At 64.6% G+C, this 26,828-nt stretch carries 29 protein-coding genes; 23 read left to right on the top strand and 6 right to left on the bottom strand.

The features are described 5' to 3' along the window. Window positions 1–5: 5 nt before the first annotated feature. Entirely contained in the window at window positions 6–173 is a 168-nt protein-coding gene (locus LRX75_RS09180; protein WP_231813657.1) for a hypothetical protein, read from the bottom strand. Window positions 174–504: 331 nt separating this feature from the next. On the opposite strand from LRX75_RS09180, the gene LRX75_RS09175 reads away from it, so the two are divergent. Beyond that, window positions 505–900 (top strand): response regulator, encoded by a 396-nt coding sequence (locus tag LRX75_RS09175; RefSeq protein WP_338110296.1) that lies wholly within the window; start codon window positions 505–507, stop codon window positions 898–900. Here the strand turns inward: LRX75_RS09175 and LRX75_RS09170 are convergent. Beyond that, window positions 884–1,912, bottom strand: coding sequence for a DUF2793 domain-containing protein (locus LRX75_RS09170; protein WP_231813656.1), 1,029 nt, complete (start codon window positions 1,910–1,912; stop codon window positions 884–886). The two genes, LRX75_RS09175 and LRX75_RS09170, sit on opposite strands and share 17 nt — an antisense overlap. Window positions 1,913–2,082: 170 nt before the next feature. Beyond that, window positions 2,083–2,859, bottom strand: a complete 777-nt coding sequence (gene cysQ, locus LRX75_RS09165) for a 3'(2'),5'-bisphosphate nucleotidase CysQ (protein WP_113150929.1) — start codon at window positions 2,857–2,859, stop codon at window positions 2,083–2,085. A gap of 472 nt (window positions 2,860–3,331) precedes the next feature. Between cysQ and LRX75_RS09160 the strand changes: the two genes are divergently transcribed. The 6 genes from LRX75_RS09160 to LRX75_RS09135 all read left to right on the top strand — a co-directional run bounded on the left by LRX75_RS09160 (window position 3,332) and on the right by LRX75_RS09135 (window position 8,882). Then, complete coding sequence (locus tag LRX75_RS09160) at window positions 3,332–4,234, top strand: branched-chain amino acid ABC transporter permease (protein ID WP_113150928.1); 903 nt, start codon at window positions 3,332–3,334, stop codon at window positions 4,232–4,234. Window positions 4,235–4,238: 4 nt separating this feature from the next. Continuing rightward, on the top strand, window positions 4,239–5,642 hold the full coding sequence (gene livM / locus LRX75_RS09155; RefSeq protein ID WP_231813654.1) for a high-affinity branched-chain amino acid ABC transporter permease LivM: 1,404 nt from the start codon (window positions 4,239–4,241) through the stop codon (window positions 5,640–5,642). After that, window positions 5,642–6,550, top strand: a complete 909-nt coding sequence (locus tag LRX75_RS09150) for an ABC transporter ATP-binding protein (protein WP_113150926.1) — start codon at window positions 5,642–5,644, stop codon at window positions 6,548–6,550. The genes livM and LRX75_RS09150 overlap by 1 nt, the downstream gene beginning before the upstream one ends. Continuing rightward, window positions 6,547–7,269, top strand: a complete 723-nt coding sequence (locus LRX75_RS09145) for an ABC transporter ATP-binding protein (protein ID WP_062591936.1) — start codon at window positions 6,547–6,549, stop codon at window positions 7,267–7,269. The genes LRX75_RS09150 and LRX75_RS09145 overlap by 4 nt, the downstream gene beginning before the upstream one ends. A gap of 39 nt (window positions 7,270–7,308) precedes the next feature. Next, entirely contained in the window at window positions 7,309–7,653 is a 345-nt protein-coding gene (locus tag LRX75_RS09140) for a DUF6867 family protein (protein ID WP_110728483.1), read from the top strand. Window positions 7,654–7,766: 113 nt separating this feature from the next. Further along, window positions 7,767–8,882, top strand: coding sequence for a branched-chain amino acid ABC transporter substrate-binding protein (locus LRX75_RS09135; RefSeq protein ID WP_113150925.1), 1,116 nt, complete (start codon window positions 7,767–7,769; stop codon window positions 8,880–8,882). A 123-nt stretch (window positions 8,883–9,005) separates the two neighbouring features. Here LRX75_RS09135 and LRX75_RS09130 read toward each other — a convergent pair whose 3' ends face one another. Genes LRX75_RS09130 through LRX75_RS09120 form a run of 3 tightly spaced genes read right to left on the bottom strand, consistent with a single transcriptional unit; the run spans window position 9,006 to window position 13,736 of the window. Continuing rightward, entirely contained in the window at window positions 9,006–9,392 is a 387-nt protein-coding gene (locus LRX75_RS09130; protein ID WP_231813652.1) for a GNAT family N-acetyltransferase, read from the bottom strand. Window positions 9,393–9,429: 37 nt separating this feature from the next. Then, complete coding sequence (locus tag LRX75_RS09125; protein ID WP_231813650.1) at window positions 9,430–10,344, bottom strand: response regulator; 915 nt, start codon at window positions 10,342–10,344, stop codon at window positions 9,430–9,432. Next, entirely contained in the window at window positions 10,341–13,736 is a 3,396-nt protein-coding gene (locus LRX75_RS09120) for a hybrid sensor histidine kinase/response regulator (RefSeq protein WP_231813648.1), read from the bottom strand. The genes LRX75_RS09125 and LRX75_RS09120 overlap by 4 nt, the downstream gene beginning before the upstream one ends. A 261-nt stretch (window positions 13,737–13,997) precedes the next feature. Here LRX75_RS09120 and urtA point away from each other — a divergent pair, with 261 nt between their 5' ends. From urtA to LRX75_RS09040, 16 genes are all read left to right on the top strand, one after another. Beyond that, window positions 13,998–15,287: an urea ABC transporter substrate-binding protein gene (gene urtA, locus LRX75_RS09115; protein ID WP_231813646.1), complete on the top strand. Its 1,290-nt coding sequence runs from the start codon at window positions 13,998–14,000 to the stop codon at window positions 15,285–15,287. 342 nt (window positions 15,288–15,629) lie between these two features. Further along, a complete protein-coding gene (gene urtB / locus LRX75_RS09110) occupies window positions 15,630–17,237 on the top strand; it encodes an urea ABC transporter permease subunit UrtB (RefSeq protein ID WP_231813644.1) in 1,608 nt (535 codons plus the stop codon). Next, a complete protein-coding gene (gene urtC, locus LRX75_RS09105; RefSeq protein ID WP_231813642.1) occupies window positions 17,237–18,415 on the top strand; it encodes an urea ABC transporter permease subunit UrtC in 1,179 nt (392 codons plus the stop codon). Before urtB ends, urtC begins: the two co-directional genes overlap by 1 nt. A 5-nt stretch (window positions 18,416–18,420) precedes the next feature. Beyond that, window positions 18,421–19,173, top strand: coding sequence for an urea ABC transporter ATP-binding protein UrtD (gene urtD, locus LRX75_RS09100; protein WP_231813640.1), 753 nt, complete (start codon window positions 18,421–18,423; stop codon window positions 19,171–19,173). Between the two features lie 208 nt (window positions 19,174–19,381). Next, entirely contained in the window at window positions 19,382–20,077 is a 696-nt protein-coding gene (urtE, locus tag LRX75_RS09095) for an urea ABC transporter ATP-binding subunit UrtE (protein WP_231813638.1), read from the top strand. A 23-nt stretch (window positions 20,078–20,100) separates the two neighbouring features. Continuing rightward, window positions 20,101–20,943 (top strand): urease accessory protein UreD, encoded by an 843-nt coding sequence (locus tag LRX75_RS09090; protein ID WP_231813973.1) that lies wholly within the window; start codon window positions 20,101–20,103, stop codon window positions 20,941–20,943. 32 nt (window positions 20,944–20,975) lie between these two features. Then, window positions 20,976–21,278, top strand: coding sequence for an urease subunit gamma (locus tag LRX75_RS09085; RefSeq protein WP_231813636.1), 303 nt, complete (start codon window positions 20,976–20,978; stop codon window positions 21,276–21,278). An 8-nt stretch (window positions 21,279–21,286) separates the two neighbouring features. Next, on the top strand, window positions 21,287–21,535 hold the full coding sequence (locus tag LRX75_RS09080) for a DUF1272 domain-containing protein (protein ID WP_231813634.1): 249 nt from the start codon (window positions 21,287–21,289) through the stop codon (window positions 21,533–21,535). A gap of 73 nt (window positions 21,536–21,608) precedes the next feature. Further along, the gene (locus tag LRX75_RS09075) at window positions 21,609–21,914 is read left to right on the top strand and encodes an urease subunit beta (protein WP_110728474.1); all 306 of its coding nucleotides are present in this window, start codon (window positions 21,609–21,611) and stop codon (window positions 21,912–21,914) included. 7 nt (window positions 21,915–21,921) lie between these two features. After that, window positions 21,922–22,347 carry a lysozyme inhibitor LprI family protein gene (locus tag LRX75_RS09070; RefSeq protein WP_420851180.1) on the top strand — a complete coding sequence of 142 codons (426 nt, stop codon included), beginning with the start codon at window positions 21,922–21,924 and terminating at the stop codon, window positions 22,345–22,347. Between the two features lie 107 nt (window positions 22,348–22,454). Further along, on the top strand, window positions 22,455–23,111 hold the full coding sequence (locus LRX75_RS09065; protein ID WP_231813971.1) for a Urease operon accessory protein: 657 nt from the start codon (window positions 22,455–22,457) through the stop codon (window positions 23,109–23,111). Between the two features lie 9 nt (window positions 23,112–23,120). After that, window positions 23,121–23,375, top strand: a complete 255-nt coding sequence (locus LRX75_RS09060; protein ID WP_231813630.1) for an AbrB/MazE/SpoVT family DNA-binding domain-containing protein — start codon at window positions 23,121–23,123, stop codon at window positions 23,373–23,375. Continuing rightward, complete coding sequence (locus tag LRX75_RS09055) at window positions 23,359–23,769, top strand: PIN domain-containing protein (protein ID WP_231813628.1); 411 nt, start codon at window positions 23,359–23,361, stop codon at window positions 23,767–23,769. Before LRX75_RS09060 ends, LRX75_RS09055 begins: the two co-directional genes overlap by 17 nt. A gap of 3 nt (window positions 23,770–23,772) precedes the next feature. After that, complete coding sequence (gene ureC, locus LRX75_RS09050) at window positions 23,773–25,485, top strand: urease subunit alpha (protein ID WP_231813626.1); 1,713 nt, start codon at window positions 23,773–23,775, stop codon at window positions 25,483–25,485. Between the two features lie 59 nt (window positions 25,486–25,544). Next, window positions 25,545–26,234, top strand: coding sequence for a TIGR02117 family protein (locus tag LRX75_RS09045; RefSeq protein WP_231813624.1), 690 nt, complete (start codon window positions 25,545–25,547; stop codon window positions 26,232–26,234). Between the two features lie 11 nt (window positions 26,235–26,245). After that, complete coding sequence (locus LRX75_RS09040; protein ID WP_231813622.1) at window positions 26,246–26,827, top strand: urease accessory protein UreE; 582 nt, start codon at window positions 26,246–26,248, stop codon at window positions 26,825–26,827. The last annotated feature ends 1 nt before the right edge of the window (window position 26,828 follow it).

Here is a 26,828-nt window from a genome sequence, read left to right as displayed (position 1 = left end):
CGCGCTCATACGCCCGGCGCCGGCAGCGTGCGGGCGGGCAGCCGCTTCTGGAAGAAGGCGCGCATACGATCGGTAAGGCTCGGCTTTTCCTCGACAATGACGGTGTCTCCGTCATCATGGCCGAAGACGCTCCTCGCGGCCTGTTCCAGTCTTTCGATCTCGCTGGCTGTCATGATATCCTCCCTTGCGTTCCCACGGAGCACAATGCGCGCGAACTGTTAAAAGTTCCAGTGCAACATGAGGGCTTGCGAAAACACACGGCGGATTTTACCGTCGTTTCCGGCAGCGCCGGGCGCGATTTTGACGCGTGACACGTGGCATCGTGGCGGGGAATCCGGCCAATCCTTGCTATGTCTTATTTAAATGTGAGCTTGCGTGATAGGCTCTAGTGTTGCATCCGGGGATGTCGAATCATATGTGTGGGTTGGGCAACCCGAATAGCCTCTTAACGATTGGATCTTGGTGCTGCGTTTGGAAACACTTTCGTCAATCAAACGCGTCCTCGTGTTGGAAGACAATTTCATCATTGCGATGGAAGCCGAGGATATTCTGCGCACGCTGGGCGTCGAGACGGTCGATATCGCCACCAATGTCGCGCAGGCGCGGCAGCTTGTCGAAGAGCATGTGTTCGACTTCGCCCTGCTCGACGTCAATCTCGGTAGCGAGACGAGTTTCGATTTCGCCAACATCCTCGTGTCCCGCGAAACGCCGTTCGGTTTCGTCAGCGGCTATGGCGAAAGCGCCATGTTTCCCGGCAGCCACCGCGACCGGCCGCGCATCACCAAGCCCTTCAACGAGACCTCGATGAGCCAGCTGCTCGCCTCCGTGTCGGGTGCGGCGGATGCCGACGCGACACCCGCCGAAGCCTCGTCTAAAGCCTCGTCTAAAGCATCGCGATAAGGACCTCCGTCCGGTCCTCGCCGAAGGTGAGGGTGGCGCTGCCTGTATGTGCCAGGGTCAGCTCATCCCAAGCCGTCATGGCGGCAAGGCCTATGACCATGGCGGAGTGCCGGGCCGCGGGGCCGGAATATCCGCGCAGCGTGGCGATGGCACGCGACCCCGCCTTCACCGCCAGCGAAAACGCGCCGATCGGCTCGACCTCCGCCTTGAGCATGACCAGGTAGATGCCGGTTGCCGGCACGACGAGGCCGTTGCCGCCGCCGGTCACGGCCGAGCCGAGCGCAAACCCGCCCTGCGACAGCGGCATTGTCGTGAAACCGCGTTCGCTGCCGTCCGCCGGCGTTGCCGTGCCCGCCGCCGTGCTGGCGCGGGCGATGGGCCTGTGCGGCAGGTGAACGCGGCCGGCGGCGTCCACGCTGAGCGCCTCCTGCCACGATGCGCCGTCGGCACTCGTCTTGATCGCGAAGCTCTCCGTGCCGGCAAGCCCTATCTCCGCCCGACCGGACCAGCCGCTCTGGAAAAGAAGGCTCGCCGTATCTCCGGGCGAGGCCTTGTTGATCTTCAGCTGATGGCCGTGGCCGGCATGGCTGAGGAGCGTGGCATCTGCCGACACCGCGAGCCGGTTGACCTCGTCGGCGGTCGCGTTGACGCCCATCCGCTCGAGACCTGCCGTGGCATCGTAGAGGCGGAAGGCCGTCCCGTCATGGATGTAGAGGCGGGCGTCGCCCGCAAAGACGGCGCGCCAGCCGGGGCGGGGCGTGACGAAGGTCCAGACGCCATCCTGCCGAACGGCGATCTTGCCGGCCTTGCCGATCCAGGCGTCCGTCGGCGCGGGGGCCACCTCGTAGCAGGCGCCTTCGCCAGGGTTCTCGGGTGGATGCGCCAGACGCGCGGCGATCACGAGCTGTGTCACGGCATCCAGCCGCTGCAGGGCCTCGTTATGCGTCACATGCTTCTGCGCCTGCGACGGCAGGATATAGGGCATTTCGAGGTTCGGGGTCATCTCGGTCATCGGCATCTCCTGTCGGGGTTCCGGCAGTGTGCGCGCGATCGCGAGGGCGGGGAGCCGCAGGGTGGTGCGGCTCTGTTTTCATGAGGTTTTTGCCGATGTCTTTCCCCGCCGGCGGCGGAGCGTGCGGGGTGCGGGCGCAGCCGCGGCTAGGCTCCGAAGCGCGGCACGCGTCAGGCCCGGCCGCGGGAGACGAAGTGCGGATTGGCGAAGTCCACGTCATAGATCTGGTTGCGCTTGCCGTAGAAGAGCGGATTGCCGTCCATGGTCACGGTTTCCCCGCCGGCCGCGCGCAACACGGCATCGCCGGCCGCCGTGTCCCACTCCATCGTGCGGCTGAGACGCGGATAGATGTCGGCGAGACCTTCGGCCAGCAGGCAGAACTTGAGGGACGAGCCGACCGACTCGTAGTCGGTGACGCCGTGCTCGGCGAGGTAGGCGATGGTTTCCGCGCTGTTGTGCGAGCGGCTGGCCAGCGCCACGATGCGGTCGCCGCGCTGGCGGCAGCCGATGACGGTGGGGGTGCCGATATCCGTCTGGCCGGACACGACGGACTTGCGGGCGCGGTTGCGCTCGGCGGCGTAGAGAATGCCGAGAGCCGGGGCGTAGACCACGCCCAGCGTCGGCGCGCCCTGTTCGATCAGCGCGATATTGACCGTGAAGTCGTGATTGCGTCCCACGAATTCCTTCGTTCCGTCCAGCGGATCGACGAGGAAAAAGGCGCGTCCGTCGATATCGGGAACGAGGCCGGCAGATGCGGCTTCCTCCGCAACCACGGGAATGCCGGGAAAGGCACCCTGGAGATGGCGCAGGATGATGCGTTCGGCGGTTTCGTCCGCATCCGTCACCGGCGACGCATCCTCCTTGTAACGGACATCCGCGCCCACATTATAGACGTCGATGACCGCCCGCCCGGCCTCGACAGCCGCCCTCTCCAACACGTCCAACATCGCGCTCGCCGCGCTCCTTTTCGGCCTGGCGGTGGCCTGCCTCCCGGCGCCGACCGCGTTATCTCCACAACCATACAGGGTTCTGCCGCATTCGTCAGGCAAATCCCTGTGACCGGGCGTTACAATTCGTGGCGTTGTGGACGACGCGCTGCGCGCGCGATCCCGCTGCCGCGGCAGGAGCATCGCGTATTTTGGCAGCAAATACAGCTTCATGACATCATCGCCGCACGGCCGCACCCCTCGTCAACCTGCTGATTTGCTTAAAATGTAAGCGCTCAATGCTTCCCCATTGGCCGATTGCCGAGGAAACCGCCAGAAAGTTTCCCGACGGAAAAGAATCTGTTGGGTGCCTCCTTTTTGTGCTTTTCTTTTCGAACGAAAACAGTATGGAATCCCCGCAAACGTCGGGTCCGAAAAGGACTGCAGAACAAGAGGCCGGACCTGCCAAAGGATCTGGTCCAGGGGAAAATTGATGGTGTATTTCGTCCAGCAGCTCGTCAACGGGCTGACTCTCGGATCTATCTACGGCATGATCGCCATCGGCTATACGATGGTTTACGGCATTATCGGCATGATCAACTTCGCCCATGGCGATATCTTCATGCTCGGCAGTTTTGCGGCCCTCATCGTCTTTCTCATTCTTACGACCCTCTTTGCCGGCATTCCGGTCGTCCTCGCTCTTCTGGTGATGATGATCGTGGCCATGCTGCTGGCGGGCCTGTGGAACTGGACGATCGAGCGGATCGCCTACCGGCCGTTGCGCGGATCGTTCCGGCTCGCGCCGCTGATCACCGCCATCGGCATGTCGATCGCGCTGTCCAACTTCATCCAGGTCGTGCAGGGGCCGCGCAACAAGCCGATCCCGCCGCTGGTGAACTCCAACTATCAGGTGCTCGGCATCTCGATCTCGCTGAAGCAGATCGTGATCATCGTCGTCACCGCGGTCCTCCTCACCATCTTCTGGTACATCGTCAACAAGACGCCGCTCGGCCGTGCCCAGCGCGCAACGGAGCAGGACCGCAAGATGGCGGCACTGCTCGGCATCGACGTCGACCGGACGATTTCCATCACCTTCATCATGGGTGCGGCGCTCGCCGCCGTCGCCGGCACGATGTATCTGATGTATTACGGTGTCGCCGTCTTCACCGATGGCTTCATCCCCGGCGTGAAGGCCTTTACGGCGGCCGTTCTCGGCGGCATCGGCTCGCTGCCGGGCGCCGTCCTCGGCGGCATCCTCATCGGTCTCATCGAAAGCCTGTGGTCGGCCTATTTCTCCATCGCCTACAAGGACGTCGCGACCTTCGTCATTCTCGCGGTCGTTCTGATTTTCAAGCCGACCGGCATTCTCGGCCGGCCCGAAGTGGAGAAGGTATAAGTCCATGGCGAACATTTCCTCTCCCGTTTCCGAGCCGCATGCCGAACCCAGCGTGATGGCGCGCGCGCTCAAGGAAGGTTTCTTCGCGGGCCTCGTCTCGCTCGGCCTCTTCTGCCTCTTCGTCGGTGTCGAGACCTATCAGAACATCAACAACGAGCTCGTCTGGCGCATGCGCTGGGGTCTGCTCGCGGTGTTCGTGGGCGTTGCGGCCGTCGGTCGCTTCGTCAACGTCGCCTTCATCCGGCCGGCGCTCGACAAGCGCAAGCTGGCGAAGGCCAAGAGCGGCATCCTCGACGTGTCCGAGGACAAGGGCTTCTTCCACCGGCATTTTCTGAAGATCGCGCTGATCGCGCTGCTGATCTATCCGCCGGTGTCGGTCATGCTGCGGGGCGTGCAGGGCTCGCTTCTGCTGGTCGACAATTTCGGCATCCAGATCCTGATCTACGTCATGCTGGCCTGGGGCCTGAACATCGTGGTCGGCCTCGCGGGCCTGCTCGATCTCGGCTACGTCGCTTTCTACGCCGTCGGCGCCTATTCCTATGCGCTCCTGTCCACGCATTTCGGCCTGTCCTTCTGGGTGCTGCTGCCGCTCGCGGGCATTTTCGCCGCGCTCTGGGGCATCGTCCTCGGCTTCCCGGTGCTGCGCCTGCGGGGCGACTATCTCGCCATCGTCACGCTCGCCTTCGGTGAGATCATCCGCCTCGTGCTGATCAACTGGACGGAAGTGACCAAGGGCACCTTCGGGATTTCGGGCATCGCCAAGGCTTCGATCTTCGGCATCTGGTCGTTCGACGTCGGGTCGCCGTCCAACTTCGCCAAGGCCTTCGGCCTGCCGATGTCGTCGGCCTACTACAAGATCTTCCTGTTCTACGTGATCCTGCTTCTCTGCATGCTCACGGCCTATGTGACGATCCGCCTGCGCCGCATGCCGATCGGTCGCGCCTGGGAAGCGCTGCGCGAGGACGAGATCGCCTGCCGCTCGCTCGGCATCAATACGGTCACGACCAAGCTGACCGCCTTTGCCACGGGCGCCATGTTCGGCGGTTTCGCCGGCTCGTTCTTCGCCGCCCGCCAGGGCTTCGTCTCGCCCGAAAGCTTCGTGTTCATCGAATCCGCCGTCATCCTCGCCATCGTCGTCCTCGGCGGCATGGGGTCGCTGACCGGCATCGCGATCGCCGCGGTCGTCATGGTCGGCGGCACGGAGCTGCTGCGGGAAATGAACTTCCTCAAGGTCGTCTTCGGCCCAGACTTCACCCCGGAACTCTATCGCATGCTGATCTTCGGTCTCGCCATGGTGGTCGTGATGCTGTTCAAGCCGCGTGGCTTCGTCGGTTCCCGCGCACCGTCGGCCTTCCTCCACAAAGCCAAGAACGTGTCGGGAAGCTTTACCAAGGAAGGGCACGGCTGATGGTTACGGGAACGGCGACGACAATGTCCAAGGATCCAATCCTCAAGGTCGAACATCTCTCCATGCGCTTCGGCGGCCTGATGGCCATCAACGACTTCTCGTTCGAAGCGACGCGCGGCGAGATCACCGCCCTCATCGGCCCGAACGGGGCCGGCAAGACCACCGTGTTCAACTGCATCACCGGCTTCTACAAGCCGACCATGGGCATGATCACGATGCGCCAGAAGGGCGGCAAGGAGTTCCTGCTGGAGCGCCTGCCGGATTTCGAGATCACCAAGCGGGCGAAGGTCGCACGGACCTTCCAGAACATCCGCCTGTTCTCGGGCCTGACGGTGCTGGAGAACCTGCTGGTCGCCCAGCACAATGCGCTGATGCGGGCGTCGGGCTATACCATTCTCGGCCTGTTCGGCTTTCCCGCCTACCGGAAGGCGTCGCTCGCCAGCATCGAGCTTGCGAAATACTGGCTCGACAAGGCGTCGCTGACGGACCGGGCCGACGATCCGGCCGGCGATCTGCCCTACGGCGCCCAGCGCCGTCTGGAAATCGCCCGGGCGATGTGCACCCAGCCGGAGCTTCTCTGCCTCGACGAGCCGGCAGCGGGTCTCAATCCGCGCGAGTCGCTGGCGCTCAACACGCTGCTGCGCGACATCCGCACGGACACCGGCACGTCGATCCTGCTTATCGAGCACGATATGTCGGTGGTCATGGAGATTTCGGACCATGTCGTCGTGCTGGAATACGGGCAGAAGATCTCGGACGGCAATCCGCAGTTCGTGCAGAACGACCCGAAGGTCATCGCGGCCTATCTCGGCGTCGAGGATGATGAGGTCGACGAGGTGATCGCGGAAGTGGAAGAGGTTGCGGCAACGGTCGGTCATGGAACCGGCAGCACGGGAGAGCGCCCATGAGCCCGCTTCTTCACGTCAAGGGTGTCGAGACCTATTACGGCAACATCCGGGCGCTTGGCGGCGTCGATGTCGTCGTGGAACCCGGCGAGATCGTCTGCATGATCGGTGCCAACGGCGCCGGCAAATCGACGCTGATGATGACCATCTGCGGTAGCCCGCAGGCGCGCACCGGCTCGGTCATCTTCGACGGTCAGGACATCACCCGCATGCCGACCCACGAGATCGCCCGGCTGCGCATCGCGCAGTCGCCCGAGGGCCGGCGCATCTTTCCGCGCATGACGGTCTATGAAAACCTGCAGATGGGCGCGAGCCTCGATAACCTCAAATATTTCAACGAGGACATCGAGAAGATCTTCACCCTGTTTCCGCGTCTGAAAGAGCGTCAGTCGCAGCGTGGCGGCACGCTGTCGGGCGGCGAGCAGCAGATGCTGTCCATCGGTCGCGCGCTGATGGCGCGCCCGAAGCTCCTGCTTCTCGACGAGCCGTCGCTGGGCCTTGCGCCCCTGATCGTCAAGGGCATCTTCGCGGCGATCAAGAAGCTCAACGAGGAAGAGGGCCTGACCGTGTTTCTCGTCGAGCAGAACGCGTTCGCCGCGCTCAAGCTGTCGCATCGCGGCTATGTGATGGTCAACGGACAGGTGACGATGAGCGGCGGCGGCCGCGAATTGCTGGCCAATCCGGAAGTGCGCGCGGCCTATCTGGAAGGCGGGCACCATTGAGCGCCGCTTCCTTCATCCCTTCCACCGGGAGTTTCTGACATGCAGGGCATTCTTCACGAAGAGCCTTCGATCCTTCAGTTCATGCTGATCACCTGCGTGCTCGGCGGCTGGACCGCCTGGCGCACGGGCAAGAGCGTCGCGGACGGCTGGCAGACCTATACGACGGTCGTGGTCTACACGCTGCTTCTCGGCCTCGGCATCCGTTTCGTGCATCACGCACTGTTCAACGGCACGATGTTCAGCCTGCACTACTACGTCGTGGACACGATCATTCTTTTGCTGTTTTCTACCGCTGGGTTCCGTTTCTACCGGACACGCCAAATGGTCAGCAGCTATTACTGGCTTTACGAGAAGGCCTCGCCCTTCTCGTGGAAGAACAAATAATAAAGGGAACAGCCGCAGGCGCATCGCCTCGGCCACAACGAACACCGGCGCAGTCAGAGTGGGAACTGCGTTGGCTATGGCAACAGACCCGCTTGAAAATTGGGAGTTACAGGATGAAGAAGTCACTTTTGTCGGCTGTTGCGCTGACAGCCATGGTCGCGTTCAGCGGCCAGGCCTGGGCGGACATCACGATCGCTGTTGCCGGTCCGCTGACCGGTCCGAACGCCGCATTCGGCGCGCAGCTCCAGAAGGGTGCCGAGCAGGCAGCCGCTGACATCAACGCCGCCGGCGGCATCAACGGCGAGCAGATCAAGATCGTTCTCGGCGACGACGTGTCCGACCCGAAGCAGGGCATCTCGGTTGCCAACAAGTTCGTCGCCGACGGCGTGAAGTACGTCATCGGTCACTTCAACTCGGGCGTCTCCATTCCCGCGTCGGAAGTCTATGCCGAAAACGGCATCCTCGAAATCACGCCGGCTGCAACCAACCCGGTGTTCACCGAGCGCGGCCTCTGGAACACGTTCCGCACCTGCGGCCGTGACGACCAGCAAGGCGGCGTTGCCGGCGCCTACCTTGCCGAAAAGTTCAAGGACGCCAAGATCGCGGTCATTCACGACAAGACGCCTTACGGCCAGGGTCTTGCCGACGAAACCAAGAAGGCGATGAACGCTGCCGGCATCACGGAAGTGATGTACGAAGGCGTCAACACCGGCGACAAGGACTTCTCTGCCCTCATCGCCAAGATGAAGGAAGCCGGCGTCTCGATCATCTACTGGGGCGGTCTCCACACCGAAGCCGGCCTGATCATCCGCCAGTCGGCAGACCAGGGCCTCAAGGCCACGCTCGTCTCGGGTGACGGCATCGTGTCCAACGAGCTGGCCTCGATCGCCGGCGACGCCGTTGCCGGCACGCTCAACACCTTCGGCCCCGATCCGACGCTCCGCCCGGAGAACAAGGAACTGGTCGAGAAGTTCAAGGCCGCAGGCTTTAACCCGGAAGCCTACACGCTCTACTCCTACGCCGCCCTGCAGACGATCGCAGAAGCTGCCAAGGCTGCCGGCTCCACCGATTCCGAAACCGTCGCCACCGCGATGAAGGAAAAGGGTCCGTTCAAGACCGTTCTCGGCGACATGTCCTTCGACGAAAAGGGCGACCCGAAGCTTCCCGGCTACGTCATGTACGAGTGGAAGAAGGGCCCGGACGGCAAGTACAGCTACTTCCCGCAGTAATCACGCCATGACGGCTCCGGCCGTCGTGTCCGAGACGAGGAGAGCCCGGCCCTGCGCCGGGCTTTTCCGTGTTGGGGGGGCAGCCCGTCATTCAAGGGGATGGCGGATCAAGCGGCGTCCCGGTTAGGATAGTCGGATGATCCCGGCGGATGTCGGCGCGAAGCCGCAAGCGCTATAGAATCGGGTCAGGCGAGGTTCGAAATCCACGTGAAGCCACTGGGCGCCCCTGTCGCGGGCAAGTCCTCTCGCTGTCTCGACCATGCAGCCTGCTATGCCTTGGCGCTGCAGCCGCGGGTGGACGCAGGTGTCGAGGAGGAAGGCGTGGATACCGCCGTCCCATGCGACGTTTACGAAGCCGACAAGCTCGCTTCCGTCGTTAGCGCAGACATGCGCGAGGCTGCGCTGGAGGATCTTCGAAAAATCGCGCACGGGACTTTCGCCCCATGCGGCCATCCAGAGTGTCTCCAGTTCCTCCTGGGCGGGAAAGGGATCGATCTGAAGCGTCACCATGACTGTCTTGTCTCCGGTAGGGCGAAACGAGGGACACTCAGCTCTGGCTCAGCGCATTCGTCGCCTTGACCGCAGCCGAGGCCCGGTTTTCCACGCCCAGCTTCACATAGATCTGCTCGAGATGCTTGTTGACGGTGCGGGCGGAGAGGCCGAGGATTTCGGCGATGTCGCGGTTGGATTTGCCCTTGGCGATCCAGACGAGCACTTCGGCCTCGCGCATCGTCAGGGAGAAATGTCGGCGCAGGGCGTCCTCGTCGGTGGTCTGGCTGACGGCGGTGAGGCGGAACAGGTATTCGTCGCTGCCGATGGTGCCGAGAAAGGCGAGTTGCAGGACGGGCACGCCGGCGTTTTCGATCACGAGGGGCGCATCCTTTCCCTGGGTGCGGTCGCGCAGGAAGAGGGCGATCTGGTCGGAGACGGCGTCCAACCCGTCTTCGGAACCGATGGCGGTATCGACCAGCCGGGTCGCCTGCGGCGTCGACCAGTGCAGCGCACCATTGCCGCGCACCGCGAGAAGATGCCGGCCGGCCGCATCCAGAGCGACGCGGGCGCTCTGGGCAGAGCGCGCATTGCCGAGATGGACGCGGATGCGGGCGCGCAGTTCGTCGATATTGATGGGTTTGGAAAGGTAGTCCACGCCGCCGGATTCGAGCGCATGCACGATGTGCTCCGTCTCCGTCAGGCCCGTCATGAAGATCACGGGCACGGGGGCGATGTCGGCCAGCGCCTTCAGCCGCCGGCAGGTGTCGAAGCCGTCCATCTCGGGCATGACCGCATCCATCAGCACGATGTCGGGCGTGATCTTGTCCACGACCTTCAGCGCCGCTAGGCCGGAGGTCGCGATCAGCACGGAGAAGCCGGATTGCTCCAGCGCATCGGTGAGGAAGCCGAGGGTTTCCGGGCTGTCGTCGACGATCAACACGATGTCGCGGGGGCGGGGGGCGTCACTCACCGGCGGTCTCCTTCCGGCGGCGGGTCGCTTCGCACGGCGGCGGTTTCGAGGAAGCTGGCATAGCCTGCCATGTCGAAGGCCTGGATATAGGCGCGCGCCGCCTCGGCAAAGGGCTGGTGGGCGGCGTCGCGCCCGAGCTCGGCGAGCTTTGCCTCGATGCCCCTGATATAGCCGATTTCGCCCAGCCGGATCAGCTCCTCGATATGGGAGGCCTCGGGCACGAGGATGGGCTGCGGGGCCGCGGTCTCGCTCGGCGGCGCGGGCTCGTCATGCGTCCATTCGAGGCCGAGATTGATGGCGATCTTGTCTTTCAGCTGGCGGATGACGAAGGGCTTGGCGAGCGTGTCGTTGTGGCCGGTATGCTGGCTCGCGAGGCTGCCGTCGCCGATATTGGCCGACAGCATGATGATGGGCGCGGTCTGCCCGCGTTCGCGCAGGCGCGTCACCAGCTGCCAGCCGCTCATGCCGGGCATGGAGATATCGACCAGAAAGAGATCGGGCTTGATGCCCTCGATCAGCGTCAGGCATTCGGCGCCGCCGATCGCGGTGAGGACGACGAAGTCGAGCGGGATCAGCACCTCGCGCATCAGTTCACGGTGATCCTCGTTATCGTCGACCACGACGAGGGTGCGGCGCGGGCCGGCATAGCCGGTAACGTCGCGCTGCGGCGGCGGCACGGCGGCGGGGCGGGCAACCGCCGACAGCATCAGCCGTATGCGGAAGGTCGAGCCCTTGTCGCGCTCGCTCGTCACCAGGATCTCGCCGCCCAGCGTCTCGGTCAGAAGCCGGGTGATCGTCAGGCCGAGGCCGAGGCCCGGCATGGGGCGGATCGTTTCGGCCTCGCCGCGCTGGAACGGCTCGAAGATGCGCGGCCGGTCGGCCTCGGAGATGCCGCGGCCGGTATCGGTCACGGTGAAGGTCGCGACCTGGCTGCGATAGGCGACCTCGAAGCGCACCGTGCCGCGATCGGTGAACTTGATGGCGTTCGACAGAAGATTGACGAGGATCTGGCGCAGGCGCTTCTCGTCGGTGCGCACATGCGTCGGCAGGTCGGGCGCCCGGATATGCTCGAAGGCGAGACCCTTGGCCTGGGCCTGCGGGCGGAACATATCGACGATCTGGTCGAGAAAATCCTGAATGTTGATCTCGTTGGAGAACACCTGCAGCCGGCCGGCCTCGATGCGGGAAATGTCGAGCAGGCCGTCGATGAGGCCGGAGAGATGGTCCGCGCTGCGCTTGATGACGCGGATCGCCGCCTGCCGCGGGGCGGGAATGGTCTCGTCGCGCTCGAGGATCTGGGCATAGCCCATGACGGCGTTGAGCGGCGTGCGCAGCTCGTGGCTGAGACCGACGACATAGCGGCTCTTGGCACGGTTTGCGGCCTCGGCCGTCTCCTTGGCATATTGCAGCGCGGCGTCGGTCTTCTTGTGGGCCGCGATTTCCTTCAGCAGCAGCGTGTTCTGCCGTGAGGATTCCTCTTCCGCAACGAGGCGGCTGTCATGGGCGAGCACGTAGAACCAGCAGACGACGCCGGTGACGACGGTGAAGACGAAGAAGACGATGCCGATCGTGCGGTTGATCACATCGGCCGCGATGGGGGAGGCGGTGCCGGTCTGATAGGCGATCATGGCGAGGATGGCGCCGATGGCGGAGACGGCGATGACGACGGCGGTGGCGTAGCGGCCGAGGCGGCTGGCGAGTGCGGCGACGATGCGCTCCGGCAGGAGCCTGCGGGCGACGGCGGCGGTCTGGGCGTTCACCCGCGCATGCGGCTTGCAGATGTCGTGACAGCGGCTGTCGAGCGAGCAGCAGAGCGAACAGATCGGCGCGGCATAGGCCGGGCAGTAGGCCATGTCTTCCGGCTCGAACGGATGCTGACAGATGGAGCAGGTGATGGTGGCGCGCATCTTCCAGTGCGCGCGCGGCTTGCGGGCAAGGTAATAGCGGCCGCGCGTGGCGTAGGCGAGGGCGGGCGAGACGAGGAAGGCGACGAGCGTGACATAGGTCGACAGCGACGCCATGACGGTGCCGAACAGGCCGAAATGGGCGGCGAGCGCCACGCCGGCCGAGGTGAACATGGCGCCGAGGCCGACCGGGTTGATATCGTAGAGATGGGCGCGCTTGAACTCGATGCCGGGGGGCGAGAGGCCGAGCGGCTTGTTGATGAAGAGATCGGCCGACAGCGTGCAGAGCCAGGACATGGCGATGATGGAGAACACGCCGAGCGTGGCCTCCAGCAGCTTGTAGATGCCGAACTCCATGAGGAGGAGGGCGATGGCGACGTTGAAGACCAGCCAGACGACGCGGCCGGGGTGGCTGTGGGTCAGGCGGGAGAAGAAGTTGGACCAGGCGAGCGAGCCCGCATAGGCGTTCATCACGTTGATCTTCAGCTGCGAGACCACCACGAAGGCGGCCATGAGCACGAGGGCCGCCGTGTCGTTGGGGATCATGTAGCCGAAGGCCGCGAGATACATGCGCGAGGGGTCCGCGGCCTCGCCGGCCGGCACGCCGGTCGACAGCGTGAGCACGGCGAGGAACGAGCCCGCCAGCAGCTTCGGCACGCCCACCACCACCCATCCCGGGCCCGCCAGGAAGACGGCAAGCCGATGCCGCCATTTCTTCATGCCCTCCGGCGGCAGGAAGCGCAGAAAATCCACCTGTTCGCCGATCTGCGGCATCAGTGCGAGAATGACGGCGGAGGCGGCGCCGAACTCGATCAGGTCGAACGGGGCCGCGCCGCCGACCTGCGCATTCGAATGGCCGATGCCGGCAAAGGCGCGCCAGAGGTCGAACTTCTCCCAGTCCGAATAGGCGATGAAGAAGAACGGCAGGATGTTGAGCACGATCCAGAAGGGCTGCGTCATCAGCTGGAAGCGGGAGATGAGCTGGACGCCGTAGACGACGAGCGGGATGACCACGACGGCGCTGATGATGTAGCCGATCCAGAGTGGGATGCCGAAGGCGAGGTTCAGCGCCCCTGTCATGATCGACGCCTCGATGGCGAACAGCATGAAGGTGAAGCTGGCATAGATCAGCGAGGTGATGGTGGAGCCGATATAGCCGAAGCTCGCGCCGCGCGTGAGAAGATCGATATCGACGCCGTGGCGGATGGCGTAGCGGCTGATCGGCATGCCGATGACGAGCATGGCGACGGCGGCGGCGAGGATGGCGTAGAACGCGTTCGTCGTGCCGTAGGAGAGCGTGATCGTGCCGCCGATCGCCTCCAGCGCCAGAAAGGAGATCGCGCCGATGGCGGTCTGGGAGATGCGGCTTGCCGAGAAGCGCCGGGCGCTCTTGGCGGTGAACCGCAGGGCGTAATCCTCCAGCGTCTGGTCCGCGACCCAGCGATTGTACTCGCGCCGGACCGGAATGATGCGCTGCCGGGCTGTCATGTCGGGATTTTCATGGTGCGGAGCAACATCCTTGTCGGCAGGCGACATCGCTTGAGGGCGCAAGGTCGTGGCGATCTTGAAGGCAATGCGCGCCCCTGTCCAGACGGAGCGCATGTTTCCCGCGGGAACGCACGCGGCATGTGCGGTTCCGGCCTACGTCAATTGACGTATGTGCATTGCACAAGGCCTGTCGGATAGTCCGGTTGCGACCCGTTAACACTCCCTTAGGAAACGGCGCCAAAGAACGAGAGGGGTTCTCCGATGTCATTCAAATCCCATACCTTAAGCGCATTCCTGGCCTGCGCCCTGGCAACCACGGCATTCTCTGCCGTCCATGCGGCTGACGACACCATCAAGGTCGGCGTCCTGCATTCGCTGTCGGGCACGATGGCCATTTCCGAGACGACGCTGAAAGACGCCATGCTGATGCTCATCGACGAGCAGAACAAGAAGGGCGGCGTTCTCGGCAAGAAGCTCGAAGCCGTCGTCGTCGATCCCGCGTCCGACTGGCCGCTGTTTGCCGAAAAGGCCCGCGAGCTGATCTCCGTCGACAAGGTCGCGGCCGTCTTCGGCTGCTGGACGTCCTCGTCGCGCAAGTCGGTTCTGCCGGTGTTCGAAGAGCTGAACTCCATCCTCTTCTACCCCGTCCAGTACGAAGGCGAAGAGTCCTCGCGCAACATCTTCTACACGGGTGCGGCGCCGAACCAGCAGGCCATTCCGGCCGTCGATTACCTGATCGCCAACGAAGGCGTCGAGCGCTTCGTGCTCGAAGGCACAGACTACGTCTATCCGCGCACGACCAACAAGATCCTGGAAGCCTACCTGATCTCCAAGGGCGTCGCCAAGGAAGACATCATCGTCAACTACACGCCGTTCGGCTTCTCGGACTGGCAGACGGAAGTCGCCAAGATCAAGGAATTCGGCTCGGCCGGCAAGAAGACGGCCGTCGTCTCCACCATCAACGGCGATGCCAACGTTCCCTTCTACAAGGAACTCGGCAACCAGGGCATCAAGGCCACGGACATTCCGGTCGTCGCTTTCTCGGTCGGTGAAGAAGAGCTCGCCGGTCTCGACACCAAGCCGCTCGTCGGCCATCTCGCCGCCTGGAACTACTTCCAGTCCGTCGATGCGCCGGCCAATGCCGAATTCATCAAGCAGTGGCATGCCTATACCAAGAACGACAAGCGCGTGACGAACGACCCGATGGAAGCCGCCTATATCGGTTTCTCCGCCTGGGTGAAGGCCGTCGAGGCTGCCGGCACGACCGACACGGATGCCGTTCTCGACACGATCATCGGCACCTCCGTTCCGAACCTTTCGGGCGGCTACTCCACCGTCATGCCGAACCACCACATCACCAAGCCCGTGCTGATCGGCGAGATCCAGGCCGACGGCCAGTTCGAAATCGTCCAGCAGACCCCTCAGGTCGTCGGCGACGAATGGTCGGACTTCCTGCCGGACAGCAAGGACCTGATCTCCGATTGGCGCAAGCCGATGTCCTGCGGCAACTTCAACGTTGCCACGGGCAAGTGCGGCGGCAAGGGCTCCTGATCGCCTGAGACGCTGCGTTTTCAGACGGATTTTGATGACGTTCGCATTTCCGGTGCGGCCCCTGGGCCGCACCGCCAAGGTTTATTGCAGGCGATTTGAGACGGCATCGTCTCCGTCCGGCCCTGCGCCGGGCGGAGACGATGTTCTCGAGACAAGGCGCGTTCGACGGCAGCCCCGGCATGGCACGGAACATGCATGGTGAGGGCCGGGACACAACCAATGACGCCTTTCCTGCAATGTCGTAGCCGCCATGGCGCACCCGAAAGGTCGCTCCTGCGGAATTCTTGGGCAGATGCGCGGCGGTGCCGCCGTCGTGCTCGCGTGAAGGGGCTTTGAACACATATGCAGCTGACATCGCGCACGCTTCGGATCGTCCTTCTTTTCCTCGGTCTCGGCCTCGCCTTTGCGACGGGCGCGCGGGCGCAGGATGCGCTGAAGCCGCTGATCGACGGGCTGGGCGCGACGGCCTTTCCGCAGAAAGTGGAGGCGGTGAAACAGCTCGCCGCGACCGGCGACCCGAAGGTGCCCGGGATCCTCGAAAAACTGAGCGCCGGCGCGCTGTTTGCGCCGAAGACGGGCGGTGCGGTCTATCTCGTCGAGGGCGACGTCGTGTCCGATCCGGTGACGGGCGCACCGGTCGAAGGCGTGGCGGCCGGCAGCCTGCAGAAGATCCGGCTGAACAACATGCTGCGCGGCGCCATCGGCGATGCCATGAGCCAGCTCACCCTGCTCAGCCCCGACCGCACGGCCCGCCTGTCCGCCGCCCAGGCGCTGCTGGCAAGCGGCGATACCGCCAATCTCGCGCTGCTCGACGGCGCGCTGGCCAAGGAAGGCGATGCCGAGGTCAAGGCGGCGATGGAATCGGCGCGCGCCGTCCTCATTCTGAAGACCGATACGAGCGCCGAGGACAAGAAGGCCGCCATCGAGAACGTCGCCGCACGCGGCGACCGCGGTGCGCTGAACATCCTGACAGCCGCACTCGCCACGGCGCCGCCGGACCTCGTGCCGGTGATCCAGAGCCGCATCGACGGCATCACGAGCAGCCTTGCGATCTGGGATGTCGTGCAGAACGTCTGGTATGGCCTGTCGCTCGGCTCCGTTCTGCTGCTCGCCGCCATCGGCCTCGCCATCACCTTCGGCGTCATGGGCGTCATCAACATGGCACATGGCGAGATGGTGATGCTCGGGGCCTATACGACCTATGTCGTGCAGCAGACGGTCGCTTCGTTCGCGCCCGGCCTTTCCACCTTCTCGCTCGCCTTCGCGGTGCCGATCGCCTTTCTGTTCACCGGCCTCGTCGGCGTCGCCATCGAGCGCGGCATCATCCGCTTCCTCTACGGCCGTCCGCTCGAAACGCTGCTTGCCACCTGGGGCCTGTCGCTGATCCTGCAGCAGACCATCCGGACCATCTTCGGGCCGACCAACCGGCAGGTGGACAATCCGGGCTGGATGTCGGGCACGTTCGATTTCGGCGGGCTCGCCATCACCTGGAACCGGATGTGGATCATCGTCTTCTCGCTGGCGGTGTTCGTGGCGCTGCTGACGCTGCTCAAGCGATCGCGCCTCGGGCTGCAGATGCGCGCGGTCACGCAGAACCGGCGCATGGCCTCCTCCATGGGCATCCGCACGCCGATGGTGGACGCGATGACCTTCGGTCTCGGCTCGGGCATCGCCGGCATTGCCGGGGTGGCGCTCAGCCAGATCGACAACGTCTCGCCCAATCTCGGCCAGAACTACATCATCGACAGCTTCATGGTCGTGGTGTTCGGTGGCGTCGGCAATCTCTGGGGCACTTTCGTCGGCGCCATGACGCTCGGGATCGCCAACAAGTTCCTCGAGCCCTATGCGGGCGCGGTGCTCGGCAAGATCCTGATCCTCGTCCTTATCATCCTGTTCATCCAGCGGCGGCCGCGCGGCCTGTTCGCCCTCAAGGGGAGGTCGATCGAATAATGTTCACGACCCGGCTCATCCACGCCCACGAGAAGAAGGTTCTGGTGCTCGCCGCTCTGATCCTCTTCATCGCCATCGCAGTTCCCGCCTCCAACCTCCTGCTCGACCCCGGCAACCCCCTGCATGTGCCGTCCCATGTCGTGCCGCTGTTCGGCAAGTATCTCTGCTATGCGCTGCTCGCGCTCGCGCTCGATCTTGTCTGGGGCTATTGCGGCATTCTCTCGCTCGGCCACGGCGCCTTCTTCGCGCTCGGCGGCTATGCCATGGGCATGTATCTCATGCGCCAGATCGGCGCGCGGGGCGTCTATGCCAATCCTGTCCTGCCCGATTTCATGGTGTTCCTCAACTGGAAGGAACTGCCCTGGTACTGGACCGGCTTCGATTCCTTCCCCTTCGCGGCCCTCATGGTGCTGCTCGTGCCCGGTGCGCTCGCCTTCGTCTTCGGCTGGCTCGCCTTCCGCTCGCGCGTCACCGGCGTCTATCTCTCGATCATCACGCAGGCGATGACCTACGCGCTGCTGCTTGCCTTCTTCCGCAACGAGATGGGTTTCGGCGGCAATAACGGCCTGACCGACTTCAAGGACATCATCGGCTTCAACATCCAGGCGCCGGAGACGCGCGCCACCCTGTTTGCCATCACCGGCATCGTTCTCGCGCTCGTGCTCCTTCTCTCCTCGGCCATCGTCCAGTCCAAATACGGCAAGGTGCTGATCGGCGTGCGGGATGCGGAAAGCCGGACGCGCTTTCTTGGCTATCGCGTCGAGAACATGAAGCTCTTCATCTTCACCTTCTCCGCCATGATCGCCGGCGTCGCCGGGGCGCTCTACGTGCCGCAGGTCGGCATCATCAATCCCGGCGAATTCGCACCGGCCAACTCGATCGAGGTCGTCATCTGGACGGCGGTCGGCGGTCGGGGAACGTTGATCGGGCCGATCATCGGAGCGGTGCTCGTCAATTTCGGCAAGTCCATTTTCACCGCCGCCTTTCCGGAATTCTGGCTGTTCGCGCTCGGCGCGCTCTTCGTCGCCACCACGCTGTTCCTGCCCAAGGGCATCGTCGGCACCATCCAGCAGGGCTTTGCCTCGCGCCGAGACTACAAGGCGGCAGCCGAAGCCGAGAAGGGGCGCACCGTTTCGACCCGCGATCCCGTCGATGTCCAACCTCAAGCCGCGGAGTGAGCGCCATGGACCAGAAGATCACCAACAGCCTCCTGTATCTCGACGGCGTCTCGGTTTCCTTCGACGGCTTCAAGGCGCTGAATTCGCTGTCCTTCGTGGTGGCGCCCGGCGAGCTGCGGGCGATCATCGGCCCGAACGGCGCCGGCAAGACGACGATGATGGACATCATCACCGGCAAAACACGGCCGGATACCGGCACGGTCTATTTCGACGGTCAGATCGACCTGACGAAGAAGGACGAGGCCGATATCGCGCAGCTCGGCATCGGCCGCAAATTCCAGAAGCCGACGGTGTTCGAGAGCCATACGGTCTGGGACAATATCGAGCTGGCGCTGAACCGCAAACGCGGCGTCTTCGCCACGCTGTTCTACACGCTGACGCCCGCCGACAAGGCGCGGATCGAGGAGATCCTCGAAACCGTGCGCATGACCGCGCGCAAGGACCATCTCGCCGGCAGCCTGTCGCATGGGCAGAAGCAGTGGCTGGAGATCGGCATGCTGCTGGCGCAGGAGCCCAAATTGCTTCTGGTGGACGAGCCGGTTGCGGGCATGACGGACGCGGAAACCACGGAGACCGCGATCCTCCTCAAGGAGATCGCCAAGACCCGTTCCGTCGTGGTGGTCGAGCACGACATGGGCTTCATCCGCGACCTCGGCGTCAAGGTCACCTGCCTGGCCGAGGGCTCGGTGCTGGCCGAAGGCTCGATCGACTTCGTGTCGAACGATCCCAAAGTCATCGAAAACTATCTGGGGCGGTGATGTTCATGCACTACAATGTCTCGATGTTCGCGGTTCAGGGATCAGCGTCCACCGGTCTGAACCTTCCACACGGCGTTCTGGCGCGGCAGACGCCCGAGGTCTTCTCCCCGCTTGTAAGGGAGATGGCGGGCAGTCCGGAGAGGGCCTTTCCGCCCGCAGGCCTTTCGAACGCCGACGCGCCGACCACGCCTACCGAACGAGGTGCCCCATGCTGACCGTCGACAATATCAACCTCCACTACGGTGCGGCCCAGGCCCTGCGCGGTGTTTCCATCACCGCGCCGATGGGCAAGATCACCTGCGTGCTTGGCCGCAACGGCGTCGGCAAGACCAGCCTCCTGCGCGCGGTCACCGGCCAGCATGCGACGAGCGCCGGCAAGGTGACCTTCAACGACACGATCATGAACGGCATGGCGCCCTATAACCGCGCGCGGCTCGGCGTCGGCTTCGTGCCGCAGGGACGGGAGGTGTTTCCGCTGCTGACCGTGAAGGAGAATCTGGAGTCCGGCTTTGCCCCCGTCGCCCGCAAGGACCGCTTCGTGCCGGAGGAGATCTTCGCGCTGTTCCCGATCCTCAAATCCATGCTCGGACGACGCGGGGGCGATCTTTCCGGCGGCCAGCAGCAGCAGCTGGCCATCGGCCGGGCGCTCGTCACGCGGCCGAAGATCCTCGTGCTCGACGAGCCGACGGAGGGCATCCAGCCCTCGATCATCAAGGATATCGGGCGCGCGATCCAGTATTTGCGGGATTCCACGGGGATGGCGATTTTGCTTGTGGAACAATACCTTGACTTCTGCCGCGAGCTTGCAGACCATGTCTACATCATGGATCGCGGAGAGATAGTGCATGAAGGCCCGGCCGAAACGCTCGACACGCCGGAAGCCCGACGGCACCTCACGGTTTGATCGCGCACCCGATGTCTGAGCCCATGCCGGGCGCGGTGGCGGCCGCGCCGCAGCGCGCCTTCGGGCGCGGGCGACTGGTGGCGAAGTCGGCCGGCGGGCGGACGCGACTGCAGGAGTTCTATCAGGAAGGCTGCGCCAAGCTGCGTCTGCCGACCATGTTCGACGGCAGCATGGAGGCCGTGCTGATCAACAGTTCCGGCGGGCTGACCGGCGGCGACGTGATGGACTGGCGGTTCGGCGCCGGCACCGATACCGAGCTGACGCTGACGACGCAGGCCTGCGAGAAGATCTACAAGGCGAGCGCCGGCACGACGTCGGTGACGACGACCATCCGGGCGGAGGCGGGCTCGCGCGTGCACTGGCTGCCGCAGGAGACGATCCTGTTCGACCGGGCCTCCATGACGCGATCGCTGGACGTCGAGCTGGCCGCCGATGCCGAATTTCTGGCCGTCGAGGCCGTCCTGCTCGGGCGCGCGGCGATGGGCGAGCGCATGCGCAGCGGCCTCTTTCGCGACCGGTGGCGCATCGTGAAGGGCGGCACGCTGCTGCACGCGGAAAACATGCGGCTGTCCGGCGATATCGATGCCTTGACCCGGCGGGCCTTTTCGCTGAGCGGTCACGTTGCCTTCGCCACCCTGTTCTTCACCGCCGGCGGTTGCGAGCGCCATCTGAAACCGCTGCGCGAACGGCTGGAGACCGGTGCCGGACGTGGCGCCGGCGGCGTCAGCCATGTCGTGGTCGGGGATCAGGAAAAGCTCGTCGCGCGGATCGTGGCCAAGGACGGGTTCGCTCTGCGAAAAATCCTCGTGCCGATGATTTCGCACTTGCGCAGGAGCGCGTCTGTGCCGAAAGTCTGGAGCCTGTAGACAATGTCGAAGAAGATGATGGGTCGCCTCGCATGAACCTTACTCCCCGCGAAAAAGACAAGCTGCTGATCTCCATGGCGGCCATAGTGGCCCGTCGCCGGCTGGAGCGTGGCGTCAAGCTGAACCATCCCGAGGCCATCGCGCTGATCACCGATTTCGTGGTCGAGGGCGCGCGCGACGGGCGGTCCGTCCCCGACCTCATGGAGGCCGGCGCCCATGTCATCACGCGCGATCAGGTGATGGAGGGGATTCCGGAAATGATCCACGACATCCAGATCGAGGCGACGTTTCCGGACGGAACCAAGCTCGTTACCGTTCACGAACCCATCCGCTGAGGTTTCCCATGCTGGCGCTGCAACCCAATTGCGAATGCTGCGACACGGATCTGGCGGCCGACAGCCGCGAGGCCATGATCTGCAGTTTCGAGTGCACCTTCTGCGCCGCCTGCGCGAGCGAGGTGCTCGGCGGGCGCTGCCCCAACTGCACGGGCGAACTCGTTCGCCGCCCCGTGCGCCCGGCGGAAAAGCTGGTGAACAACCCCGCTTCCACGGAGCGCGTGGTCAAGGCCGGAGGCTGTGCCGCGGCGGCGTGAGCGTGCCCGCAGCATCCTCAGCCTGCCACGATCGCCGTGCAGCATGCCTATCGAGACGATCAGGAGAGAGACGATGATCCCCGGTGAAATCCTCGCAGCAGAGGGCGAGATCGAGCTGAATGTCGGGCTGGAGACGGTGACGATCGAGGTGTCGAACACCGGCGACCGGCCGGTGCAGGTCGGCAGCCACTATCATTTCGCCGAGACCAATGCCGGCCTGACCTTCGACCGCGCGGCCGCCCACGGCAAGCGGCTCGACATTCCCGCCGGCACCGCGGTGCGCTTCGAGCCGGGGCAGACGCGCGACGTGACGCTCATTCCGTTTGCCGGCAAGCGGGAGGTCTATGGTTTCCGCCAGAAGGTCATGGGTGCGCTCTGACATGGCAATGCGGCTCGCCTCTTTCGGCGCGGCACTGGCCTCGTGCCTGTTTCTCTGGGCAGGAACTGCCGTGGCGGCTGGGCCGGATGATCTCGATTGCAGCAATGCGGTGACCCAGAGCGACATGACGGCGTGTTCGCAGCAGGATTACGAGACGGCGGACGTGGCGCTGAACGCAGCCTATCGCAAGACGATGGCGCGTGCGCAGGCGATGGACAAGGATTTGGCCGATCTCGGCGACGGCATGGTCGGTGCCGTGGAGGCTCTGAAGGCAGCGCAGCGCGCCTGGATCGCCTATCGCGATGCACAGTGCGAACTGGCCGGGTTCGAGGCGCGAGGCGGGACGATGGAGCCGATGCTGGTGGCGGGCTGCCTTGCGGAGCTGACCACCAAGCGGACGGACGAGCTGAAGGCGGCGCTGGCCGATCGCTGATCGGGCGGCGGTTCAAGACGGAAACAGGCTGCGGGTTCGACCGGTCGTTCAGGGCCGGCGCCGGCGGGAAACGACGGGAGACGACTGTGAAGACCGGTGCGCGCATCGTGATCGTTGGCAACGGGCCGGTGCCGGACAGCGCCGCCAACGCGATCGCGTCTGCCGACTGCGTCATCCGTTTCAACGATTGCCGCTCGTATCGTCCGGGGGAACGCACGGATATCGTCGCGGTCTGCAACACGGGCCGGCCGGCGAAGATGATGCTGGGACCGTCGGTTGCCTCCGCCGTGCACCCCACCATCCTGCCGACGGCCTGGGCGGCGCATCCCGCGGTGATGGCGGCGGGCGGCATCTGGTGCGTCCGCAACCCCACGGTTTTTGCGGCACTCCGGGCACCGCTCGCCCTCACGCATCCGGAGCTTGACGATTTCTGCGATGACGAGACGGAGGGGTTCAGAGCCTTCGCGCAGGCATCCGGCAAGACGTTCCGGGTGATCGACGCGGAAACGCAGCATTTCCTGGAGATGATGCTCGCGCGCTTTTCGCCCGCCCCCTACATCGTGCCGAGCAGCGGCCTCGTCGTCATTGCCGACGTGCTTGGCGCGCATCCTGCGGCGGATATCGCGCTCGCCGGCTTCGCCCATGTCGGCTGGGAGGGGCATCCCTTCGCCGCGGAGGCGCAGCTGGTCGATCGCTGGATCGCCGAGGGCCGGCTCCGGCGTCTGGATGCGGCGCCGGCGTTGTCTTTCGCGGTCGGGAGCTAGGAGCGCACCATGGGCGAAACGGTGAGGATTACGGCAGGCACGATCACGGTTCCGGAATCGGTGCTGAAGGCGCTCGGTCTGAAGGACGGTGACGCGGTCGAGTTCGTTGCCAACGAGGCGGGCGCGGTGGAAATCCGCAAGCCCGGGAAGAGTTTTGAGGATTTGCGGGGGATCGTGAAGTTCGAGAGGCCCGTCAGCACCGATGAGCTTATCGGGTGGATCCGCGAGATGCGCGGCGGCGAGGGCGATGATGAACGGGATTGATACCAACGTCCTCCTTCGTTGGCTTTTCGGAGACATGCTCGGCGAGGATGTCGAGGCCGAGATGCGTGCGATCCGCAACCTCGTTCGCTCGTCGGAAGCGCCTCTGCACGTCAATCATATTGTCATCGCCGAGACCATCTGGGTGCTCGCCCGGCGGACCAAGCGCAGTCGCGCGGCAATTGTCACGATCATCGATCGTATTCTCGATGCGCCGGAAATTCGCGTTCAGGACGAGGATGCCGTTCGGGCCGCCGCGCGCGCCTTCGCACACTCCACCGGTGACTTCTCCGACCACCTGATCGGCGAGATCAACAGCCGCAACGGCTGCCGCACCACCTATACCTTCGATCGTGCCGCGGCGCGGTCGCCCCTTTTCTCCGAACTTTCGAGGTAGACCATGTCCTACAAGATGTCCCGCGCCGCCTATGCCAATATGTTCGGCCCGACGACGGGTGATCGGGTGCGGCTGGCGGATACGGAGCTGTTCATCGAGGTGGAGAAGGACTTCACCACCTATGGCGACGAGGTGAAGTTCGGGGGTGGCAAGGTCATCCGCGACGGCATGGGCCAGAGCCAGGTGACGCGGGCGGATGGCGCCGTGGACACCGTCATCACCAATGCGCTGATCGTCGATCACTGGGGCATCGTCAAGGCGGATATCGGGCTGAAGGACGGGCTGATCGTCGCCATCGGCAAGGCCGGCAACCCCGATACGCAACCGAACGTCGATATCATCGTCGGGCCCGGCACGGAGGCGATCGCGGCCGAAGGCAAGATCATCACAGCCGGCGGCATGGACAGCCACATTCACTTCATCTGCCCGCAGCAGATCGAGGAGGCGCTGATGTCCGGCCTTACCACCATGCTCGGCGGCGGCACGGGCCCCGCGCATGGCACGCTTGCCACCACCTGCACGCCCGGGCCGTGGCATCTGGCGCGAATGATCGAGGCGGCCGACGCCTTTCCGATGAACCTCGCCTTTGCCGGCAAGGGCAATGCCTCGCTGCCGGGCGCGCTGGTCGAAATGGTGCTCGGCGGGGCGACCTCGCTGAAGCTGCACGAGGACTGGGGCACGACGCCGGCCGCGATCGATTGCTGCCTGTCGGTGGCGGACGAATACGACGTGCAGGTGATGATCCACACCGACACGCTGAACGAAAGCGGCTTCGTGGAGGATTCCATCGCCGCTCTCAAGGGCCGCACCATCCATGCCTTCCACACGGAAGGGGCGGGCGGCGGGCACGCACCGGATATCATCAAGATCTGCGGCCAGCCGAACGTCATTCCGTCCTCCACCAATCCGACGCGGCCCTACACGATCAATACGCTGGCCGAGCATCTGGACATGCTGATGGTCTGCCACCACCTGTCGCCGTCGATCCCGGAAGACATCGCCTTTGCCGAAAGCCGCATCCGCAAGGAAACCATCGCGGCGGAAGACATTCTCCACGATATCGGCGCCTTCTCGATCATCTCGTCGGACAGCCAGGCCATGGGCCGGGTCGGCGAGGTGGCGATCCGCACCTGGCAGACAGCCGACAAGATGAAGCGCCAGCGGGGCCGGTTGCCGGGGGAAACCGGCGACAACGACAATCTGCGGGTGAAGCGCTACATCGCCAAATACACGATCAACCCGGCCATCGCGCATGGTCTCAGCCACGCGATCGGCTCGGTCGAAGTGGGCAAGCGGGCCGATCTCGTGCTGTGGAACCCGGCCTTCTTCGGGGTAAAGCCGGACATGGTGCTGCTCGGCGGCATGATCGCGGCCGCGCCCATGGGCGATCCGAACGCCTCCATTCCCACGCCGCAGCCGGTGCACTACCGGCCGATGTTCGGCTCGTTCGGCAAGGCGCGCACCAATTCTTCCGTGACCTTCGTGTCGCAGGCGTCGCTGGATGCCGGCCTTGCGGCCAAGCTCGGCGTGGAGAAGAGGCTGGTGGCGGTGAAGAACACGCGGGGCGGAATCGGAAAGGCCTCGATGATCCACAACAGCCTGACACCGGTGATCGAGGTGGACCCGGAGACCTACGAGGTGCGCGCGGATGGCGAGTTGCTGACCTGCGAGCCGGCGACGGTGCTGCCGATGGCGCAGCGCTATTTCCTGTTCTAGATGCTAACGACCCCGACGAGCAATCCCGCCGGCCATCGCGCCGCCAACGCCGTGCCGGCATGAAGCGCGTGCGCAGGGTCCTGCGGCGGCTGTCGGTCGGCCTGTCGCTGCTGGTCTTGCTGCTGGCGCTGGCGGCCGGCCTCGGCGCCATCGTGCCGCAGCCTCTGTTTGCATCGCGGGAGGCGGCAGGCGAGGGCACGCGGCGTATTCTCGTCCTTTCCAACCCGATCCATACCGATATCGCCATTCCGGTGGATGCGGAGAGCCTGGCGCGGTTTCCGTTTCTTGGCGAAGCCGGCGTTCCGGTCGGCGATGTCGCGGCGCGGTGGATTCTCTTTGGCCGGGGCGGGCGAACCTTCTACCTGGAGACGCCGACCTGGGCGGACCTGAAGCCGCTGCCCTTGCTGCGCGGTCTGACGCTCGATCGGGCCGTGCTGCATGTGGACGTCGTCGGCGCGCTTGCCGAACCGTCGCCGACCGTGCAAGGCTTCGACATCGAACCGGCTGGCTATAAGCGCCTGCTCGACATGATCGCGGCAAGCTTCGCGACGCGGGACGGGCAGGTCGTGCCCGTGCCCGATGTGCGCTACGGGCAGAACGACCGGTTCTTCGAGGCCACGGGCTGGTTCACGGCGCTGGCGGGCTGCAACACATGGACGGCGCGGGGCCTGAGGGCCGCTGGCCTGCGCACGGGCCTCTGGAATCCGCTGCCGGTATCGCTCACTTTCTCTCTCACGCAGTTCAACTGATCGAGGTCACCATGCCCTATCGCTCCACGTCTATCGTCTCGCCGGCCCCGGCCGATATCACGCCTGTCGCCCTGCTGCGCCTGCCGCACGATCAGCGTCATCTGAGGCGCAAGCTCCTGCATCTGCCCGACGACGATGTCGTCATGCTGGATCTGAAGCAGGCGGTGATGCTGGCGGATGGCGATGCGCTGGTGCTGGAGCAGGGCGGCTATATCCTGATCGCCGCCGTCGAAGAGCCGCTTTACGAGATCCTGCCGCGCGACCGGCTCCACCTGATCGAGCTTGCCTGGCATCTCGGCAACCGGCATCTGCAGGCCGAAATCCGCGAGGATCGCATCGTCATCCTGCGCGATCCCGTCATCCGCGCCATGCTCATCGGGCTTGGTGCCGCGGTGAACGAGGTGACGGCGCAGTTCCAGCCGATGCGGGGCGCCTATCACAGCGGGCATGATCATGCTGCTCATGACCACGCCGGCCATGATCACGCGGGCCATGATCACCACGGCCACGACCACCACGGCCACGACCACCACGAGCACGATCATCACGCGCACGGCCATGACGACAAAGGGCACCGCCATTCCCATGACTGAC

The organism is Rhizobium quercicola (assembly GCF_021168455.1).
GTDB lineage: Bacteria > Pseudomonadota > Alphaproteobacteria > Rhizobiales > Rhizobiaceae > Ferranicluibacter > Ferranicluibacter quercicola.
This window is presented reverse-complemented; position numbering and strand designations above follow the sequence as displayed.